The organism is Devosia ureilytica, assembly GCF_024273195.1.
GTDB classification, from domain to species: domain Bacteria; phylum Pseudomonadota; class Alphaproteobacteria; order Rhizobiales; family Devosiaceae; genus Devosia; species Devosia ureilytica.
In genome coordinates this window covers 81,887-100,612 of record NZ_JAMZCU010000006.1, presented here as the reverse complement: position 1 = coordinate 100,612, position 18,726 = coordinate 81,887, and the positions used below count along the sequence as shown (strand labels likewise).

At 63.3% G+C, this 18,726-nt stretch carries 19 protein-coding genes and 1 riboswitch; of the genes, 8 read left to right on the top strand and 11 right to left on the bottom strand.

Annotated elements, in window-relative coordinates; translation table 11 throughout:
• Window positions 1-2 precede the first annotated feature (2 nt).
• From NIM87_RS15515 to cobA, 3 genes are read right to left on the bottom strand one after another with little or no spacing between them, the layout of a single operon-like run.
• Window positions 3-1,445 carry a cobyric acid synthase gene (locus NIM87_RS15515; RefSeq protein WP_408640088.1) on the bottom strand — a complete coding sequence of 481 codons (1,443 nt, stop codon included), beginning with the start codon at window positions 1,443-1,445 and terminating at the stop codon, window positions 3-5.
• A 22-nt stretch (window positions 1,446-1,467) separates the two neighbouring features.
• Window positions 1,468-2,763 carry a cobyrinate a,c-diamide synthase gene (locus NIM87_RS15510; RefSeq protein ID WP_254675607.1) on the bottom strand — a complete coding sequence of 432 codons (1,296 nt, stop codon included), beginning with the start codon at window positions 2,761-2,763 and terminating at the stop codon, window positions 1,468-1,470.
• Window positions 2,750-3,559, bottom strand: coding sequence for a uroporphyrinogen-III C-methyltransferase (gene cobA, locus NIM87_RS15505; RefSeq protein ID WP_254675606.1), 810 nt, complete (start codon window positions 3,557-3,559; stop codon window positions 2,750-2,752). Before cobA ends, NIM87_RS15510 begins: the two co-directional genes overlap by 14 nt.
• Before the next feature lie 196 nt (window positions 3,560-3,755).
• On the opposite strand from cobA, the gene NIM87_RS15500 reads away from it, so the two are divergent.
• Window positions 3,756-4,487, top strand: a complete 732-nt coding sequence (locus NIM87_RS15500) for a cobalt-precorrin-6A reductase (RefSeq protein WP_254675605.1) — start codon at window positions 3,756-3,758, stop codon at window positions 4,485-4,487.
• Here NIM87_RS15500 and NIM87_RS15495 read toward each other — a convergent pair.
• Complete coding sequence (locus tag NIM87_RS15495; RefSeq protein WP_254675604.1) at window positions 4,418-4,888, bottom strand: cobalamin biosynthesis protein; 471 nt, start codon at window positions 4,886-4,888, stop codon at window positions 4,418-4,420. The genes NIM87_RS15500 and NIM87_RS15495 overlap by 70 nt on opposite strands.
• Window positions 4,889-5,175: 287 nt before the next feature.
• On the opposite strand from NIM87_RS15495, the gene NIM87_RS15490 reads away from it, so the two are divergent.
• Both NIM87_RS15490 and NIM87_RS15485 read left to right on the top strand, forming a co-directional pair.
• Window positions 5,176-6,069 (top strand): cation diffusion facilitator family transporter, encoded by an 894-nt coding sequence (locus NIM87_RS15490; RefSeq protein ID WP_254675603.1) that lies wholly within the window; start codon window positions 5,176-5,178, stop codon window positions 6,067-6,069.
• 41 nt (window positions 6,070-6,110) lie between these two features.
• Window positions 6,111-6,590: a hypothetical protein gene (locus tag NIM87_RS15485; protein WP_254675602.1), complete on the top strand. Its 480-nt coding sequence runs from the start codon at window positions 6,111-6,113 to the stop codon at window positions 6,588-6,590.
• Here the strand turns inward: NIM87_RS15485 and cobO are convergent.
• From cobO to NIM87_RS15455, 6 genes are all read right to left on the bottom strand, one after another.
• Window positions 6,587-7,195, bottom strand: coding sequence for a cob(I)yrinic acid a,c-diamide adenosyltransferase (cobO, locus tag NIM87_RS15480; RefSeq protein WP_254675758.1), 609 nt, complete (start codon window positions 7,193-7,195; stop codon window positions 6,587-6,589). The genes NIM87_RS15485 and cobO overlap by 4 nt on opposite strands.
• Window positions 7,196-7,229: 34 nt before the next feature.
• Window positions 7,230-11,663, bottom strand: a complete 4,434-nt coding sequence (cobN, locus tag NIM87_RS15475) for a cobaltochelatase subunit CobN (protein WP_254675601.1) — start codon at window positions 11,661-11,663, stop codon at window positions 7,230-7,232.
• Between the two features lie 164 nt (window positions 11,664-11,827).
• A complete protein-coding gene (cobW, locus tag NIM87_RS15470) occupies window positions 11,828-12,886 on the bottom strand; it encodes a cobalamin biosynthesis protein CobW (protein WP_254675600.1) in 1,059 nt (352 codons plus the stop codon).
• Window positions 12,883-13,626, bottom strand: a complete 744-nt coding sequence (locus NIM87_RS15465; protein ID WP_254675599.1) for a CbtA family protein — start codon at window positions 13,624-13,626, stop codon at window positions 12,883-12,885. Before NIM87_RS15465 ends, cobW begins: the two co-directional genes overlap by 4 nt.
• 69 nt (window positions 13,627-13,695) lie before the next feature.
• Window positions 13,696-13,878: a CbtB domain-containing protein gene (locus NIM87_RS15460; RefSeq protein WP_254675598.1), complete on the bottom strand. Its 183-nt coding sequence runs from the start codon at window positions 13,876-13,878 to the stop codon at window positions 13,696-13,698.
• Window positions 13,879-13,931: 53 nt separating this feature from the next.
• A riboswitch (cobalamin riboswitch) is annotated at window positions 13,932-14,197 on the bottom strand.
• 21 nt (window positions 14,198-14,218) lie between these two features.
• Window positions 14,219-14,818 (bottom strand): hypothetical protein, encoded by a 600-nt coding sequence (locus tag NIM87_RS15455; protein WP_254675597.1) that lies wholly within the window; start codon window positions 14,816-14,818, stop codon window positions 14,219-14,221.
• A gap of 96 nt (window positions 14,819-14,914) precedes the next feature.
• Here NIM87_RS15455 and NIM87_RS15450 point away from each other — a divergent pair, with 96 nt between their 5' ends.
• Both NIM87_RS15450 and NIM87_RS15445 read left to right on the top strand, forming a co-directional pair.
• Window positions 14,915-15,169 (top strand): DUF2164 domain-containing protein, encoded by a 255-nt coding sequence (locus tag NIM87_RS15450; protein WP_254675596.1) that lies wholly within the window; start codon window positions 14,915-14,917, stop codon window positions 15,167-15,169.
• Window positions 15,170-15,255: 86 nt separating this feature from the next.
• Complete coding sequence (locus NIM87_RS15445) at window positions 15,256-15,612, top strand: DMT family protein (RefSeq protein WP_269468092.1); 357 nt, start codon at window positions 15,256-15,258, stop codon at window positions 15,610-15,612.
• Between the two features lie 3 nt (window positions 15,613-15,615).
• On the opposite strand, the gene NIM87_RS15440 is transcribed toward NIM87_RS15445, so the two are convergent.
• On the bottom strand, window positions 15,616-16,566 hold the full coding sequence (locus tag NIM87_RS15440; protein WP_408640089.1) for a zinc ABC transporter substrate-binding protein: 951 nt from the start codon (window positions 16,564-16,566) through the stop codon (window positions 15,616-15,618).
• A 131-nt stretch (window positions 16,567-16,697) separates the two neighbouring features.
• Between NIM87_RS15440 and NIM87_RS15435 the strand changes: the two genes are divergently transcribed.
• From NIM87_RS15435 to NIM87_RS15425, 3 genes are read left to right on the top strand one after another with little or no spacing between them, the layout of a single operon-like run.
• A complete protein-coding gene (locus tag NIM87_RS15435) occupies window positions 16,698-17,513 on the top strand; it encodes an ATP-binding cassette domain-containing protein (protein ID WP_254675594.1) in 816 nt (271 codons plus the stop codon).
• Window positions 17,503-18,321, top strand: coding sequence for a metal ABC transporter permease (locus NIM87_RS15430; protein WP_254675756.1), 819 nt, complete (start codon window positions 17,503-17,505; stop codon window positions 18,319-18,321). Before NIM87_RS15435 ends, NIM87_RS15430 begins: the two co-directional genes overlap by 11 nt.
• The gene (locus tag NIM87_RS15425) at window positions 18,311-18,724 is read left to right on the top strand and encodes a Fur family transcriptional regulator (RefSeq protein WP_254675593.1); all 414 of its coding nucleotides are present in this window, start codon (window positions 18,311-18,313) and stop codon (window positions 18,722-18,724) included. Before NIM87_RS15430 ends, NIM87_RS15425 begins: the two co-directional genes overlap by 11 nt.
• Window positions 18,725-18,726 lie beyond the last annotated feature (2 nt).

The following is an 18,726-nucleotide window of genomic DNA, read 5'->3' as shown; positions in this document are numbered from 1 at the left end:
AATCAGGTCTCCACAATTGCGGCGAGGGCCAGGAGGCGGTCGATATCGATATGGGTTTCGAGGTGGTTGGCAAAACCGTCCAGCGCAAGGTCCACGCCGGCCTCGAAGGCGAGGTCGGGACTGGCGGCCTGGCCAAGAAAGGCGCGGCGGAAGCCGTCGGCCGCGAAGAGGCCATGGAGATAGGTGCCCATCACCCGGCCGTCGACACTCACGGAGCCTTCGGGCTCGGTGCCGACCCGGGCAAAGGCACGGTTGCGGTCGGGTCCGGCGGTGACACCCATATGCATGTGATAACCGGAAAGGGCTTCGCCCGAGCCAAGGTGGACCGCAGCTTCGCTGCGCAACTGCTTTGTTGGTGCCAGGACGGTCTCCACATCGAGCAGGCTAAGGCCCTCGCTCACCCCCGGCGCACCCTCGATGCCTTCGGGATCGGCGATCAATCGACCCAGCATCTGGTAGCCGCCGCAAATGCCGATGACGCTGCCCCCGGCGCGGTGGTGGGCGATAATATCGATGTCCCAGCCATTCGCTCGCAATGCGGCGAGGTCGGCGCGCGTGGCCTTGGAGCCGGGCAAGAGGACCAGGTCCGCGTTGCGCGGTAGTGCGTGGCCGGCTTGCACCAGCGTGAGGGTGACGCCCGGTTCGGCGCGCAACGGATCGAGGTCGTCAAAATTGGCGATGCGCGGCAGGCGCGGCACCACGACATGGAAAGCGCCCGAACCACCGGAATAGCTCTCCAGCGCCAAGGCATCCTCGGCGGGCAATTTGGCCGCGTCGGCAAAATGCGGCACCGGTCCGAAGCAGGGCAGTCCCGTCCGTTCCGCGAGGAAAGCTTTGCCCGCCTCGAACAGGGCCGGATCGCCAAAGAATTTGTTGATGAGACTGGCGCGGACCAGCGCCGCATCTTCGGGATCGATGACCGCAAGCGTTCCGACGATGGAGGCGATGACGCCGCCGCGATGGATATCGCCAATCAGCACCACCGGCACATTGGCGGCGCGAGCAAAGCCGAAATTGGCAATATCGCCAGCGCGCAGATTCACCTCGGAGGCGCTGCCGGCGCCTTCGACCAGCACATAATCTGTCGTGGCGGCAAGGTCGCGGAAGGCGTGGAGCACTTCGGGCAGAAGCTGGCCGCGATCTGCCCAATATTGGCGTGCAGAGAGACTGGCGCGACGTTGGCCACGCACCACGACCTGCGACCCGGTCTCGCCCTCGGGTTTCAAAAGAACCGGGTTCATCGCGGTGATGGGATTGCGGCGGGCGGCGCGCGCCTGCAGGGCTTGGGCGCGACCGATTTCGCCGCCATCCATGGTGACGGCGGCATTATTGCTCATGTTCTGTGGCTTGAACGGTGCGACGCGGATGCCGCGATTACTCAGCGCGCGGCAAAGCCCCGCCACGATCAGCGATTTGCCGACGTCGGAGCCGGTGCCCATAAACATGATGACTTTGGTCATTCGTGTCTTATGCCGCAGCGATGACGTGGGCGTAAGACCCCATGACACGACCGAGTTGGCCACCCATGGGCAATTGCCGTATGCCCTCGGCGTCGAGCGCTTCGAACAGCGGCGGCAGACCGGTCTGTTTGGCCGAAGAATAGTGGAATTCGTGGCCATTGAGCCCGCTTGGCCAAGGCAGAGCGCTCTCGTGCAGCAGGCGGCGATAGCCCAGCACCCGTTTGGGCCGATCAATGCGGGTCACCACCGGCAATAGTCCTGACATGGCGTGGCTGACCCCGTCCTTGTCGACCAGCGCTTCGCCCAGTGCCATGAAGCCCCCGCATTCACCATAGATCAGCGCGCCCCGGTCACGGGCGGCGAAAAGGCCGGCATGGAAGGCGCTGGCTACTGAGAGCGTCCGACCATGCAATTCGGGATAGCCGCCGGGCAGCAAGACCGCATCGGCGTCAGAGGATGGCGCTTCATCGGCCAGCGGCGAGAAGAAGCTCAGCTCGGCCCCGGCGGCCCGCCAGCCATCGAGCAGATGCGGATAGAGAAACGCAAAGGCGGCATCGCGGGCAATCGCCATGCGCTGGCCCAAGGGCGGCAGCGCCGATGGCAGGGTGTCGTGGTCGGCGACGGGGGTGGCCATACCCAATAGCGCATCGAGATCGATAAAGTCGCCGATTGCCTCCGCAGCGGCATCGAGGAAAGTGCTGAACGCGGGCAGTTCGCCCGGCAGGGTCAGGCCGAGGTGACGTTCAGGCACCACCAATTCGTTGCGGCGCGGCACTGCGCCCAGCAGCGGTAGACCAGTCGCCTTGAGGGCTGTGACCAGCATGCGTTCATGCCGGGAGCTGGCGACCCGATTGAGAATGACCCCGGCCACGCGCACACCGGGCCGCCAATGGGCAAAGCCCGCCACCAGCGGCGCCACCGATTGGCTGTGGCGGTCGGCATCGACCACGAAGATCACCGGTAGGCCGAGCGTTTCGGCAAGATCGCCGGTCGATCCATGCCCGTCAGCCGCGGCATCAAAAAGACCCATCACCCCCTCCACCACAAGCAGGTCCGCTCCGGTCGCGTGCTGCGCGGCGAGGCTCTGGACCTGTGTGGACGACATGGCCCAGGGATCAAGATTGATCGCTTCTCGCCCGGCGGCCAACCCCAGAAACGCGGGGTCGATATAGTCCGGCCCGGTCTTGGCCGGAGCCACGATAAGACCACGCCGGCGCAGGGCCGCCAGCAGGCCAAGGGTCACCAGCGTCTTGCCAGATCCCGAACGGGGGGCCGCGACAACAAATCCCTTAGCCAAAGACATGCCTCCGCACCTCGCCGACATACCAATCGAGCTGGCCGCGAAAGCGCGCCACCGGACCCAGAACGACGATTGCCGGCGTGGGAACATCCACCAGCGATCCGGCTGCGCCCAGGGTGGTTTCGAGGACGGTCTGGGCGGGGCCCGCGACATGGGAAACAATGGTCAGCGCTTCGTCAGGCTGGCGCCCCGCCGCCAGCAATTGCGCGGCAATGGTGGGCAGATGCTTGACGGCCATGAACATGACGATAACCGGCGCCGCCTGAGCGACCGCGGCCCAATTGACCGCACCCGGTACTGCGCCGGTTTCATCGTGGCCTGTGAGGAAAATGACGGCCTGATTGGTGTCGCGATGGGTGACCGGCAGGCCGGCATAGGCGAGGCCACCGAGGCCAGAAGAAATGCCCGGGACGATGCGAAAGGCGATGCCGGCGCGGACCAGTTCGCCCGCCTCCTCGCCGCCACGCCCAAACATAAAGGGGTCGCCGCCCTTCAACCGCAGGACGCGCTTGCCCTGACGCGCCAGTTCGATCAGGCGGATCGTGATGTCGGCCTGTTTGGGGGACGGCTTGCCACCGCGCTTGCCGGCATGAATGCGTTCGATGTGGGCCGGCGCCAGGGCGAGGATTTCGGGCGATACGAGCGCGTCGTGGACGATCACGTCAGCCTGACCCAGGGCGTGGAAGGCCAATAGCGTCAGCAGGCCCGGCCCGCCCGGTCCGGCGCCAACAAGCCAGACGCTGCCCGGCGCAAACGGCGGGAAGTCCGCTTGGGCCAATTGGGCGAGGTGGTCAGTCACGGAGGTACTCACTAGTCCACACCCCCTCCCTTGATCCTTCCCCCAAGGGCGAGGGAGACGAAGAACACCGGCATCCCAGTCCTGCGCCTCCCTCCCCTTGATGGGGAGGGAGTGAGGGTGGGGTGTTTTTGGTCACAACGGCTTGTGGGACCCAGGTGACAAAGGCACATTGGGGCAAATCAGTGCAGGGCAAACGATGAAAATCCTCATCCTTGGAGGGACGGCCGAAGCGCGACAGGTGGCGAACCGGCTTGTGGCGATGGGGCACGATGTCACGACCTCGCTGGCCGGGCGCACCCAGGACCCGATCCTGCCAGAAGGCGGGTTGCGCATGGGGCCATTTGGCGGCATTCCGGGCCTCTGCGCCTACCTGCGTGCTGCCCGAATTGAGCGGCTGGTGGACGCCACGCACCCCTATGCCGGGCTGATCTCGATCAACGCCGTGGCGGCATCGGAAACGACCGGCATCAGGCTGGTGCGCTATATGCGTCCTGCATGGGTGCCGGTGCCGGGTCAATCGTGGATAACGGTCGGCACGGCGCGGGAGGCCGCCGACGCCCTGCCCAAGATGGCCAATGTCTTGCTGACAACGGGCCATGCCGGGCTTGAAGCCTTTCTCGAGCGCAGCGATTGCAGCATCTATGTCCGGGTGATCGAGCCCCCCGATTTTGCTCTGCCCAGGCACGCCGAGCTGATCGTCAGTCGCCCACCTTATGGGCTCGAACAGGAATTGGCGCTGTTGCGGCGTCACGACATCACTCATCTGGTCAGCAAGAATTCGGGTGGTGGACAAACGGCGGCCAAACTCGAGGCGGCACAACGGATGGGCGTACAGGTGATCATGATTGCGCGGCCCGTCTATGGCCCGGCGCTGGAAGTAGCCAGCGTCGATGACGCCCTCGCCGCGCTCGAGCTTCCCGCGCCGTAGCGCGACAAGGCGCAGGTGACATTGGCGCTGATTTGCTTTTCCAGCAGCAGCGGACCAAAGGCGAGAGCTGTTGCCTCCGCGACCGAAGGAACACGGGCTAAAGCGAAAACGCGTTCCGAAGGGTTGGGCACCTGCTGGTCCAGTCGATCCGCCCGCATCGGCAGAATCGGCACATTGAGCAGGCCAGCAACCCCAATCAAAGCCGGATGGTCACTCTTGGCATCAAGCGTGGTGAGGGCCGCGAGATCGGAGCGGCAGAACCCTGCGGCGCTCAGGCTGGCATCGAGAAGCTCCAGCACTTCGTTCAGGCGGGCCAGTTTGCGCAGGCCAAGGCCGGCGATAATGCCCGCCCGATTCAACGCTGGAACTGTCGATGCTGGATCGACGGAATCACTGTTCATTATCGCCTCGTGACACGAGGCAGGTTCGCTCAAAAACCGGAGCAGCCCCGGCTTTGGTCCCGCAATTGGGTCGACCGCACCGAGCTCTGTTTCAGTTCCATCATGGGAACGCTGCGCTGGTCCGGTTCTAGTCGTGCCAAACCATGTGGTCAATCAAAGGCTTGTCGCCTGTAGTGCCCCGCGCCGCCACACCTCGGAATGCTTCTGAAAATCGTTTGCAAATACAAGCACTTGTCGTATCGCCATTGGTCCGCTATGGCCTGACACTCTCGCACAGGAGCCGCGTCGTGGCCGCCAACAGAACCCTTGCCATTGCCGCGTCGAGCATCCTGGTCGGACTGATCGTATTGGGGCTGAAGTTCCTGGCCTGGTGGCTGACGGGCTCCATTGCGCTTTATTCGGACGCACTCGAATCCATCGTCAATGTGGTGACGGCCATTGCGGCGCTCATTGCCGTACGGCTGGCACAGCGCCCTGCGGACGCTACCCTGCCCTATGGCTATCACAAGGCCGAGTATTTCTCGGCCGTGCTGGTTGGGGTAATGATCATTGTCGCGGCCATCCTCATCCTGCGCGAAGCGATTTTCGGCTTCCTCGCGCCCACGCTGCCCGATGCACCAGTGCAGGGTCTGGCCGTCAGCGGCGTGGCGACTATTGTCAATCTGGTCTGGGCGGGCGTGCTCTTGCGCCAAGGGCGCTTGGCCAAGTCCCCCGCCATAGCAGCCGATGGCCGGCACCTGATGACCGACGTGGTCTCAACCGCCGGCGTGCTCGTGGGCTTGGGCCTGGTTTATGCGATCGGCTGGGCGCAGCTCGACGCGGTGCTAGCGGCGCTGGTGGCCCTCAACATCCTCTGGTCCGGCTGGGGCGTGATCCGCGACAGTGTGGGTGGGCTGATGGATGTCGCCGTCCCGCCCGATACGCAAGTAACCATCCGCGAGGTGATTTCCAGCAGTGCCGATGGCGCATTGGAAGCCCATGACATCCGCACCCGTCAGGCCGGCAAGATGACCTTCATCGATTTTCACCTCGTGGTGCCGGGGGTCATGAGCGTGGATGCCTCCCACACGATCTGCGATCGGATCGAGGCGAAACTGCGCGAGGCGGTAAGCGACGTTCAGATCACCATTCACGTCGAACCCGAAGACAAGGCCAAGCACGCCGGAATTGTTGTTCTCTAGGGGTCTTGTCGCGGCGCGGATCAGTGGGCAGAATCGGCAAAATGCGCCGCATCTTCACCATCGCCCTTTTCCTGTTCGTTACGCCTGCGCTGGCGCAATACTGGACACACTACGCCAATGCGCGCTTTGGCTACGAACTCGACATTCCGCCGGGGTTCGAAGGCCAGGGCGAATCCGATAGTGGCGACGGGCAGATTTTCTACCTGCCGCAGAGCCTGCAGGAGCTGACCGTCTGGGGCGGCTTGCTCGGCGTCACCGCCGAAACATTCGAGGGCGAAGCCGAGTCGCGTGCCGATGCAATTATGGCGGCAGGCTGGGTCATCAGTTCTGCGTCAGCCACGCCGAGTTGGGCCACCTTGTCGGGCACACGCACAAACCAGGCACTGTACCAACGCATGATCCTGCTCTGCGACGGCGAAAGCTATGCGGCCTTTCGGATCACCCACCCAGCAAAAGACCTGGCCGCCATGAGCAGCGTTCTTGAAGGGCTTGCCCGCTCCTTTGCTCCGGTGGACTGCTAAAACTCGATCCCCTTCTGCGCCTTCACGCCAGCGCGGAAGTGGTGCTTGATCTCGGTCATTTCGGTGACCAGATCGGCGATCTCGATGAGCTCGTCCTTGGCATTGCGGCCGGTCACGATGACATGCTTGTCGGCAGGCTTGTTGCGCAGGAAATCGACCACTTCCTCAATGGGCAGGTAGTCATAGCGCAGGCAAATGTTGAGCTCGTCGAGCAGCACCATATTGTAAGCCGGATCGGCAATCAGCGCCTTGGCCTGGTCCCAGGCCTTGCGCGCAGCGGCCAGGTCGCGCTGGCGGTCAGCCACGTCCCAGGTGAAACCCTCGCCCATGGCATTGATGGTCACCTGATCAGGGAATTTGTCGAGCACGTCGCGCTCGCCGGTGTTCCAGACGCCTTTGACGAACTGCACGACACCGACGCGCATGCCATTGCCAATGGCGCGAAACACCATGCCAAAGGCTGCCGTCGACTTGCCCTTGCCCTTGCCCGTATGGACAATCAGCAGGCCCTTCTCCTCGGTCTTGGTGGCAAGGATCTTGTCGCGCGCGACCTTCTTCTTCTTCATCTTCTCGGCATGATAGGCGTCGCGTTCCGCCTCGGTCATCAGTTCGGTCTTCTTCAGCGGCTTGTCGGGCGTGTCAATCATCGGACGGCTCCAGATAGGCAAAGACGGAATTTGAACGCGGCGACCAAAGGCCTCTTTGCCGCGCCTCAAGGAATTTCGCGATCAACTCATCATAGCCGAAACGGTTGGCTTGGATGAGGAAGTCGCGCACCGTGTCGTCCTCGACAAAGGCCTCGAAGGCGAGGTCGAAATGGTGTGTTTTAACGGCGCCGGTGGTGGCGGCGAAGGCGAACATGAAATCGACGGTGGCGATGATTTCAAAGGCGCCCCGATAGCCATGACGCATCATGCCGGCGAGCCACTTTGGATTGACCACGCGAGAGCGCATGACGTGGCTGATTTCCTCGTCCAGCGTGCGGATTTTTGGCTGTTCGGGGCGCGAATGGTCGTTGTGATAGGCGGCGGGCTTGTGACCGGTGAGAGTCTCGGCGGCAACGGAAAGACCGCCCTCGTACTGATAGTAATTGTCGCTATCGAGCAGGTCGTGCTCGCGATTGTCCTGGTTGTGGATGACCGCGTCGATCTGGCCGAGGCGGGTGGCGAAACGGGTCTGCATGGGCAGTCCAGTGGCCTTGGCGCCATAGGCATATTGGCCCCAGGCGAGCGCCTGATTGGCGAGGTCGGCCTTGTTGCTCCAACTGCCATTGTCGATGAGCTGACCCAGACCGGCGCCGTAAGTCCCTGGCTTTGAACCGAAAATTCTGGCACCGGCTTCGAGCGAAGCGTCACTTTCGGACTTGCCCTCAGCCATCAGCCCGAGCGCCTCGGCGCGCATGCGGGCGGCGATGGGGTTGTCTTCGGCCGGTTCGTCCAATGCCCCGATGGCGCGCGCGGCGCGGTCAAATAGGGCAATCTGGGCGGGGAAGGCGTCGCGGAAGAAGCCGGAGATTCTGAGGGTGACGTCGACGCGGGGACGACCGAGTTTTGCCAGCGGGATGATTTCATATCCCGAGACGCGGAGCGAGCCGGGGTCCCAGGTCGGGCGGGCGCCGATCAGCGCCAGGGCCTGGGCGATGTCATCGCCGCCAGTGCGCATATTGGCCGTGCCCCAGACCGAAAGAGCGACGGCGGCGAGGTGATGACCATGGTCCTGCAGGTGCCGCAAAACCAGGCTTTCGGCGGACTTTCGCCCGAGTTCCCAGGCACTTGGGGTGGGGATGGCGCGGGCATCGACAGAATAGAAATTGCGCCCCGTGGGAAGCACATCGAGGCGGCCACGCGATGGCGCGCCGGAGGGACCCGGCGCGATGAATTTGCCGTCGAGCGCGTCGAGAAATGCCTGCATTTCCGCCGGTCCAGAGGCGGCGAGGCGCGGCTGGATGAGCGTTTGGACCGTTTCGAGCACGGCCCGGGTGGCAATCCAGTCCTGAGGACAGGTCAGTGCGCCGGAGACGAGGTCGGCGGCGACCATTTCGAGGTGTTCGACCACATCGCCCATACTGCCAGGCGGTAGGCCAGGCTTCTCAAGATGAACGAGATTTGGGTGGTCAATCCGAGGCCCGGTCCAGCGATCACCAAGTCTTGCGGTGAGAGGATCGAAACCGAGCTTGAGATCGTCGGCCAAGGCCCGAATGAGCGAGTTATCCCCGGGGCTTTCGCCGCGCGGTATTCTGGCTAAAGCGACCGTCAAGTCGCGTTGGAGGGCCCCCGTCGGAGACTGACCAAAGATGTGCAGGCCGTCGCGAATCTGGGCTTCTTTGAGGTCGCAAAGGAAGTTGTCGATCTTGATCAGGGCCGCCGTCTCATCTTGGGGAAGGCCGATATCCTGGTCGAGGCGGCTATCGCGGGTAAAGTCGAGGATGCGCCGCTTGAGGTCATTGAGGCGCCGGCGGTCCATGCCTGAGGCGGCGTAATATTCATCGAGCAGGGCTTCGAGGTCCTTGAGGGGACCATAGGTTTCGGCGCGGGTGAGCGGGGGCACAAGATGGTCGATGATGACGGCGCCGGTGCGGCGCTTGGCCTGGGTGCCCTCGCCGGGATCGTTGACGATGAAGGGATAAAGATGCGGCAGTTGACCCCAGAGCGCGTCGGGATAGCAATCAGCATCGAGCGCCGCCGACTTGCCGGGCAACCATTCGAGGGTGCCATGCTTGCCATTATGGATCAGCGCTTGGGCGCCGAACTCGTGACGCAGCCAGAGATAGGCGGCGACATAGGCGTGGGGGGGCACGAGATTGGGGTCGTGATAGCTCGCGGTCTCGTCAAGCTGCCAGCCGCGAGCGGGCTGGAGCAGGATGGCTATGTTGCCGAAGCGGTGGGCCGGCAGGTGGAAGGCATTGTCCCGAATGAAGGGATCGGTCGATGGATCGCCCCAGCGTGCAGTGACGGCACCGCGAATTTCCTCGGGGAGCGCGATGAAGAGCTCGGAGTAGCGAGTGAGTGGCAGGACTGCACCGGACGTTCCTCGCTGCGGGTTGGCGTTGGTGGGGCCGGACTGGAGGAAGGCGATGAGGTCAGCGGAGTTCGTTGGGTAACCTGAGTGTTCGACACCCCCACCCCAACCCCTCCCCTCAAGGGGGAGGGGCTTTGGGCCGGTGGCGCCGACAAGTTTTGCCCGTGTCGGGGATTGTTCCCCTCCCCCTTGAGGGGAGGGGTCAGGGGTGGGGGTGTCGCCAGAAATCAAAGCCTCAGAGATTGCCGACCATAGTCCTTCGAGATTGGCAAGTTCACGGTGGCCGATTCGGAGGACCCGATACCCAGCCGATTGTAGAAAGGCATCGCGGCGAGCGTCATGCGCTTGCGCCTGATCCGATCCATGCGTGTCACCATCGAGCTCGATCACCAGCCTGGATCGATGTGACGCAAAGTCTGCGAAGTATGAGCCTATCGGCACCTGTCGGCGGAAATGATGCTCTTTGAATGACTGACGGAGCAAAGACCACAGAACCCGCTCCGGCGGCGTCGAGCCGGAGCGCAAGGTGCGAGAGCGCTCAACGTTCTTGGCCTGGCGAGACAGTCGTGAATTGTCGTGTCCGGCGCCCCACTTGGAGAACTCGGTGTGTTCGGCACCCCCGCCCTCGGTCCCTCCTGTCGGGGGGGAGGGAGGCGGTGGAGCCGCTGTACCGAGATCGTATCCCGCCTTTTCCATCTCCATGAGCATGCGCACTGTGGATTCGGCGGCATCATAGCCGACGCCGTTGGCGAGGCGGCCGTCGCGGATGGGGTAATTGGCGAGCACCATGGCGATGTGGCGTTCGGCGCGAGGCGTGGCGCGCAGGCGCGCCCAGTTGAACGCGAGATCGACGGCGCGGCTGATGCCGCCAAGGTCGGGGGCATAGGCCGAAAGCGGGCACTGGGTGCGTTCATGCCAGACAGCATCGGCCTTGTGCCCGACGAGGAGGCCGCCGATACGGCCATCGACCTCGGGCATGACCAGGTACATCGCCATGTCTTTGGAGGACAGTCCCTGAGGGTCGGCGGCCCACTGCGCCTCGGAGCGACCGGACTGAATGAGCTGAATGACAGGTGCGTCGGTGCCGGAGAAAGGGTTGGCCTTGTCGTCGAGGTCGGCAATTCCGAGGGCGAAGGCCGTCAGATTAAAAATGGCGGAGGGCGGGAAGGCCGCCAAGGCGTTCTGGACGAAGCGGACGCAGGCGGGCTCCTTCAGTGAGGAGACGAGCAGGGGCACGGGGGCGAGGCCACGGGCTTCCAGTTCGGCAATGAGGGCTTCGAGCGTTGCCGTGCCGGCGCCTTCGAGGGCGGCGCGGTAGAAGAGGATGGGAATATGGGCGCGCCCGTTGGCGGTCGTGGTCGGGCGAGCACCCCCCTCACCGACTCGGCTGCGCCGAGCCACCTCTCCCCGATGGGGAGAGGAATGAAGGGTGCGCAAGCCGGGTTCGTCAGTCATGCCGATGGATGGGTGCCAGAGGCCGAAACGGGGGAAGGGCCTTACCTCTGAGTCCACCAGCAAGGCCCCCTCACCCGGCAGCTTCGCAGCCGACCTCTCCCCCAGAGGGAGAGGTGAAAGAGAGGTCAACGCCCGAAAAGCTTGCAGGATCGCGTCGGCATTGTCGGGGCCGCCGGCGATGAAGAGGGCGTGCAGGGTGGACCAGTCGTCGGAGTGGATTGTCGAGCGGGACTGGAGAATGGGGTCGGGATTGGCGTCGCCGGGCAGGAGCACCAGCGGGATCCTGCGACTGGCACAAAGGGCAGTCAGCTCATCAACGCCATATTGGAAATAGGCGGCGCCGCCGATGAGGCGGAGGACGACGAGGCGCGCATGGGCGACGGTCCGTTCGAGCCACATGTCGACGGAAAGATTGTTGGACAGCCTCAGCGTATTGGCGAGGCGAAGGCTATTCTCCCCTGCCCTGTCGGTGGCGCCGGCCAGCATAGCCAGTTCGCTATCCGCCGAAGAGGCGAAGACATAGTCTCCCGGTGTCTGGGCGAGGTCGATGGCCTCGCCTTCCTGTTGGATGGCGCCGGCCTGGGCGGAGAGAAGGTGCATTCAGCCACTAGCCTTGGTGTTTGTGACACCGCCGGCTCCCCCACCCTTGATCCCTCCCCACAAGGGGGAGGGAGACGATGAACAGTGGTGCCTCGGCTCTGCGCCTCCCTCCCCTTGATGGGGAGGGAATGAGGGTGGGGTGGGGCCACGATCCCAATGCATAGCTATGCCGCGAGCGCTTCAGCGCGGCGCAGGCTTGCAGTGATCGCGGCCCGATCGAGCGGCTGTTCGCCAATGACGACCAGCGCGGTCTGGCGGACTTCGCCGTCCTTCCAGGGGCGGTCAAAATAGGCGGTGACGCGCGGGCCGACGGCCTGGATGGCCAGACGTGCGGCGGTGCCGGGGACGGCGGCAAAGCCTTTCAAACGCAGGATGTCGTGAGATTTGATGGTCGCCTCGATGATGGCCAGCAGATGATCCTTGCCCTGGATGGACGGCAGCGTCAGCGAAAAGCTGTCGAAGTCGTCGTGTTCGTGGGTTTCGCCGCCATGCTCCAGCTCGTGGTGGCTGGGACGATTGGTAATATCGTCCTCGGAGGACATGCCCATGCCCAGGAGCGCGGTGATATCGACATGGCCGTTGGCGGCGCGGACGATGCCGACGCCGGGACGCAGCTCGGCACGGATGTTCTTCTCGACAATGTCGAGCATTGCAGGGTCGACAAGGTCAGTCTTGTTGATGATCACCATGTCGGCGGCCGAAAGCTGATCCTCGAAGAGTTCGCCCAGCGGCGTTTCGTGGTCGAGCATTTCATCCTGACGCCGCTGCGCGTCGACGGCGGCTTCATCGCTGGCGAACCGGCCTTCAGCCAAGGCCGCGGCATCGGCCACGGTGACGACACCATCGATGGTGACCTGAGCCTTGATTTCGGGCCAGTTGAAGGCACGGATAAGCGGCTGCGGCAGAGCCAGGCCGGAGGTTTCGATGACGATGTGGTCGAACTTTTCATCGCGGGCCAGCAGCGCCTGCATGGTGGGGATGAATTCATCGGCCACCGTGCAGCAGATGCAGCCATTGGAGAGTTCGACCATATCCTCTTCGCGGCAGGTCTCGTCGCCGCAACCTGCAAGGATGTCCTTGTCGACGCCCAGATCGCCAAATTCGTTGATGATCAGGGCGATGCGCTTGCCCTTGGGCGCATGGGCCAGCATGTGGCGGACAAGCGTGGTCTTGCCCGCGCCCAGAAAGCCGGTGATGACGGTGGTCGGGATCTTGGCGGTCATGCCTTGGCTCCATTGGCAAGAGTGACAGGTCGTGAGGCGAGGTAGTCGGCCATGCGGCCGAAGGCGAGGCCGAGAATGACCCAGAACAGGGCGCCATTATAGAGGACGGCGGCGGTGAATGCGGCAGCCAGACCTGCCGGAACCCCCGAGGCCTCGTCCGGCACAACCGGAGTGGCGACGAGCTGCGGGATGATGACCAGTGCAATTGCAGCAGCCAGTGCCCAGGCAGCCCGTTGCTTGGCGACCAGCACAAAGGCTGCGCCGGTCGACAACGCCGCACCGGCCCACCAGATTTGCCGCGCCAGTGTTTCTGCTACCGGCATGCCGGGCAGGCCCGGCGGCAGACCGAGAGCTGGCGCCAGCGAGAAAGCGGCAAACCCGCCCAGGCCCCAGAGCAGGCCATTGGCAAAGGTGATCGGCAGGTTGAACAGCACAGAGACGGCGCCAATGATCAGCGCGTAGCCGGCGGCCATCAGCAGATTGGCAAGGACCGTATAGGCCGTGCGCTCAAGGCCGTCCTGCGGCATCCATTCGTCCTCGTCATGGGAATCGGCGGTGGTTGCCGCCTCATCATGGCTATGTTCGGGTGTGTCCTGGGCATGGCTATGCGCGTTTCCGTCGCCCTCGAAGGCCTCGGCGGCAAAAATCAGCGGGGTGACCCGCCAGGCCTGGAATATGGATGTGGCCAAGCCAGCACAAAGAGCTGCGACCAGCGCAGCAAAAAACAGATTGCGAAACACGTTTGTTCTCTTCTTTTCCGCGAATTCACGCGCCGCTGCTTTGGGCCATGGCGCGGTGAAATGTCTGCCTTAGTGGCAGGGGAACCCCATGGCGTGGCGCGTGTCATGCGCACCATTGTGCAGGCGGTAATCACCGGCAAAGCCAGTGCCAACCAGAAGGGTCATGCCCAGCATGAGCGCCAGCACACCAGCGATGAAACGCTGGGACAGGGAAAGAGAAGAAAGACCAGAGGTAACGGCAGTGGTATTCATGTGGCACCCTCCGTGCACGGAACAGACATGGACCTTTTCGGTCCGGCTATCCTGATTGCTCAGGGCAATTGGCAGGTCTCCTGGCTCGCGGTGAATACAGCGCCCTCGCCTTCCCGGCCTCTCTTGAGCATCGACTTATCCGAAAACCGCGTCGCGCTTTTCGGGTCGATGCCTGTCGACCAGTGGCATATGAGAGCGCCCACCGCTTACAGTTGCGGGGGCAGCCACGGTTTTGGTCCCTGATGGGTACGCCGCACCGTGTTCCCTTTTGATCCCTTTGCGCATTCGCGCGCGGGGAACCATTTGCCCGATCAGGATTACGCCCTTGGGGGCAGTCGGGTCAATCGCGGAAATCGGGATGGGGATAGCCAATGGCCACTGACTCGACCCGGGCTCCCACCTGCGCCAGCAGCGGATTGGAGGAGGACACTTCAACATCGCCCATGATGGAATCGACGTCATCGCCGACTGGATAGTCGGGCGGCGAGAAGGTGAGCGAGACGACGCAACCGCCCGGCAGGTCGGCGAGATTGCCCGACTGAAAGCCGGCAGCGCCGCCATAGTCCCAGCCAAAGCCCAGAAGCGTGAACGGTTCGCCGTTGAGGGCTTCCACCTCGGCCACCGTCAAGCCGATCCGAAGGCCGCCCGGCGCGACCATCTTGGCGGTGAGTTCGATGAAGCTTGGGTCCCGGCGCTTGTCCTCATCCCACCAGACGAACATCAGCTTGCGCTTGGGGCTATCGGGAAAGACCAGAGTGGCCAACATCTCGGTGCCTTCAGGCCCCGGAACGATTTCTGTGCGGACATTGTCGGCGCCATACATTTCGATCAGCCGCGCCTCGGAACTGTCGATGGCAAAGGCGCCCTCACAGGCAATGTCTTCGGCGAGGGCCGGCCCCGCAAGAGCACACAAGGGCAGCAGAAGCAGACGGGTTCGCATGGCGCTTTCTCCTCGAGCGACGCCAGAGTGGCGTAGCAGGACTTGCAGCACAAGAAGCGACTCAGCTTATGAACCCGCGATGAAGGAGCACTGCCCATGAAGCCGATCAAATTCGACCGTGAGGAAACCAAGGCCATCGTCGGGGAAATTCAGGATTATTTCCGCGAGGAGCTGGATCAGTCCATCGGCGCCATACCGGCGGAAATGCTGATGGCCTTTTTTGCCGAGAAGATGGGCGCCTATTTTTACAATCGCGGGCTTTATGACGCGCAGGCGCTGGTGCGCAAACAGATCGACACGCTCAGCGACGACATCTTCTCGCTCGAGCAGCCCACCAAGCATCTGCGCTGATCGCGCTTGCCAGCGCCCAGGCGCGGGAGGAGATAGACGGAAGCGGCCCCGTTGCGGGCCGATTCGCTATCCCTTCAGGTGAATAATTGGGTTTCAACCTTGCCACCCTGGCCCCCATCGGGCTGCTGATTGCCTCCAATCTTTTCATGACATTTGCCTGGTACGGGCACCTCAAATTCCCCGGCGCAGCGCTGTGGGTGGTGGTGCTGGTGAGCTGGGGTATCGCCTTTTTCGAGTATTGGCTGGCGGTGCCCGCCAACCGCATCGGCTATGGCGTCTATTCAGGCGCCGAGCTCAAGACCATTCAGGAGGTGATCTCCCTCTCGGTCTTTGCGCTCTTTGCCGTGCTCTACCTGGGCGAGAAGTTCACCTGGAACCATGGTGTTGGCTTCGCCCTGATCGGGCTTGGTGCCTTCTTCATCTTCAAGGGACCGCTGAAATAGCGGTCAGCCGAGACACTCGACCAGACCACTCGCCAGACTGCGCAGGAGTTCCCCGTAAAGATCGGGGCCTTCGGTGAGGGAGGCACCTTCGGGGTCGAGCGTACCGGCCTCTGCGTCGGTCCCTTCGACGATGGTGCGGACAATGGCAGGCTCAAAATTGGGCTCAGCGAAGACGCAGGTGGCGCCCAATTCGCTGACCTTGGCACGCAGCGCGTCGATGCGGGCCGCGCCGGGCATGGTTTCGGGCGAGACGGTGACAGTGCCCGCGACGGTGAGGCCAAAGCGGGCTTCAAAATACTGGTAGGCATCGTGGAAGACGATGAAGGGGCTTGCCGCGACAGGCGCCAGGGTTGCCGTCAGTTCGGCCTCGAGCGCGGTGAGGCGGGCCAGTTCTGCCTCGGCATTGGACGCATAAATGGCGGCGTTTTCGGGATCGGCGGCGGCCAGTGTTGCCGCGATATGGGTGACCATCAGGCTGGCGTTTTGGGGATCGAGCCAGAAGTGCATGTCGCCATCGGCCTCTGCGTGATCGTGCTCATCCTCATGTTCGTGCTCATCCTCGTGAGCATGGTCTTCGTCTTCATGCTCATGCGCCTCAAAGGCGCCGCCTTCGCGCAACGGCAAGAGGGTAATGCCGGGGGTCTCGGCCAGTTCGACCACCTGCGCCCTTGTGCTCAAGGTCTCGAGCGCTTCGGCCAGGAACAGTTCGAGGCCATGGCCGGTCCAGAAGACGATGTCGGCGCTTTCGAGCGCAGCGGCGTCGGAGGGGCGGAGCGAATAGGTGTGCGGGGAGGCTGCACCCTTTACGATCAGCGTCGGCGTGCCGGTGTCACCCATGACGGCGGCAACCAGCGATTGGATCGGCTTGGTCGAGGCCACGACGCTGGGCGCAGCCAGCGCGGCGCTGGTGAGCAGGATTGAGCTCAGGACAGCGAGTGGGAGAGCAGATCGGATCATGGCGCGGCCTTGTGATATGTTATGTTATTACGCTTGCGGCGATGTTATGCTATAACGTATTGATTGCCGTCAAGAGGGGTCGTGAACGGGCGACAGTGCCTAAGCGACCAGCCCTGCATGAGGCGCAGATGAACGCAATAACTCCCAGAGAAACACTGATCACGCTGGCCCAGGCCGGTGTGCGCAATGGTGGGCGGACCCTGGTTGAGGGCGTGGACCTGACGATTGCGCGCGGCGAGATCGTGACGCTGATCGGGCCCAATGGTTCGGGCAAGTCGACCACGGCCAAGATGGTCACCGGCGTGCTCAAGCCCAGCATGGGTACGGTCGCCCGCAAGCCGGGCCTGACCGTGGGCTATGTGCCGCAAAAACTCACCATCGACTGGACGCTACCGCTGACCGTGGACCGGCTGATGACGCTGACCGGGCGGCATGGGACCAACGAAATCGCTGCTGCGTTGGACGCCGTGGGCGCGTCGCGGCTGCGCCATGCAGCCGTGCAGGAGCTGTCGGGCGGCGAATTCCAGCGCGTGCTGTTTGCCCGGGCGATGATCCGCAAGCCCGACCTGCTGGTGCTGGACGAGCCAGTACAGGGTGTCGATTTTTCCGGCGAAGCGGCGCTTTACGAGCTGATCCGGCGCATCCGCGACACCACGCAGGCGGGGATTTTGATGATCAGCCATGACCTGCATGTGGTGATGGCTGAGACCGATACCGTTATTTGCCTCAATGGCCATGTGTGCTGTCGCGGCACGCCCAATGCGGTCAAGACCAGCCCCGAATATCTAAGGCTGTTCGGGGACAGATCTGGGACGGGCCTGGCGCTTTACCAGCATCACCATGACCATGAGCATCATGACGATGGCTGCGTCGTGGGGGCTGAGCATGGGCATGAGCACGCGCACCACCATCACGAACATGGGGAGCACCATGATGCTCGGTGACTTCTTCTCGCGCGCCCTTGTTGCCGGCATCGGGCTGGCCGCTGTCACCGGGCCGCTGGGCTGTTTCGTGGTGTGGCGGCGCATGGCCTATTTCGGCGACACGATGGCCCATTCCGCACTGCTTGGCGTGGCACTTTCAATCCTGCTTTCGGTCAATATGACGCTGGGCGTATTTGCCGTGGCGGCGCTGGTGGCGGGGGCGCTGTTGCTGCTGCAGAAGCAGAACACGCTGTCCACCGATGCGCTGCTCGGAATTCTCAGCCATTCGAGCCTCGCCGTCGGCCTCGTCATCGTCGGCTTCCTGACCCAGGTGCGGATTGACCTGATGGGGTTCCTGTTCGGAGACATCCTGGCCGTTTCGGTTGAGGATATTGCGGTCATCTATGGTGGTGGCGTCGCGATCATTGCCATTCTGGTGCTGAACTGGCGGCCCCTGCTGGCGGCTACCGTCAGCCCTGAATTGGCCGAGGCCGAGGGATTGAGGCCTGAAGTCAGCCGCATCATCCTGATGCTGTTGATGGCCAGCGTCATTGCGATTGCCATGAAGCTGGTGGGTGTATTGCTGATCACCTCGCTGCTGATCATCCCGGCGGCGACGGCACGGCGCCTGAGTGCCACGCCGGAAATGATGGCGGTGGTCGCGGCGATACTGGGCGGCGTGGCCGTGGTCGGCGGCTTGTTCGGGTCGCGGACCTGGGATACCGCTTCGGGACCATCCATCGTGGTGATGGCGCTGGCGATTTTCCTTGTGTCGCTCGCCGTACCGACCGCGCGGCTGTTTGGCAGGAGAGAACATAATGGCGCATGACCATGCAATGCCGACCGACCTGACGCGCAACCAGGGATTGGTGCTGGGTGCCCTCAACCATGCCCCTGCCCCGCTGTCGGCCTATGACATTCTCGATCTGCTGCGCAGCGAAGGGTTGCGCGCGCCCCTACAGATCTACCGCGCGCTCGACAAGCTGGTGGAACGCGGGCTGGCGCACCGGCTGGAATCGCTCAATGCCTTCGTCGCCTGCGCTGACGAGCATTGCCACCGCAAGGGCTTGATTGCCTTCGCCATATGCGAGGGTTGCGGCAAGGTGGACGAATTCGCTGACCCGGTGATCGAGGAGCGCCTTGGCAATTGGGCCAGGGAGACCGGGTTCAAGACCGAGCGCACGACAATGGAAATCCGCGGCCGCTGCGCTGAGTGTCTGAAGGCGGCCTAGCG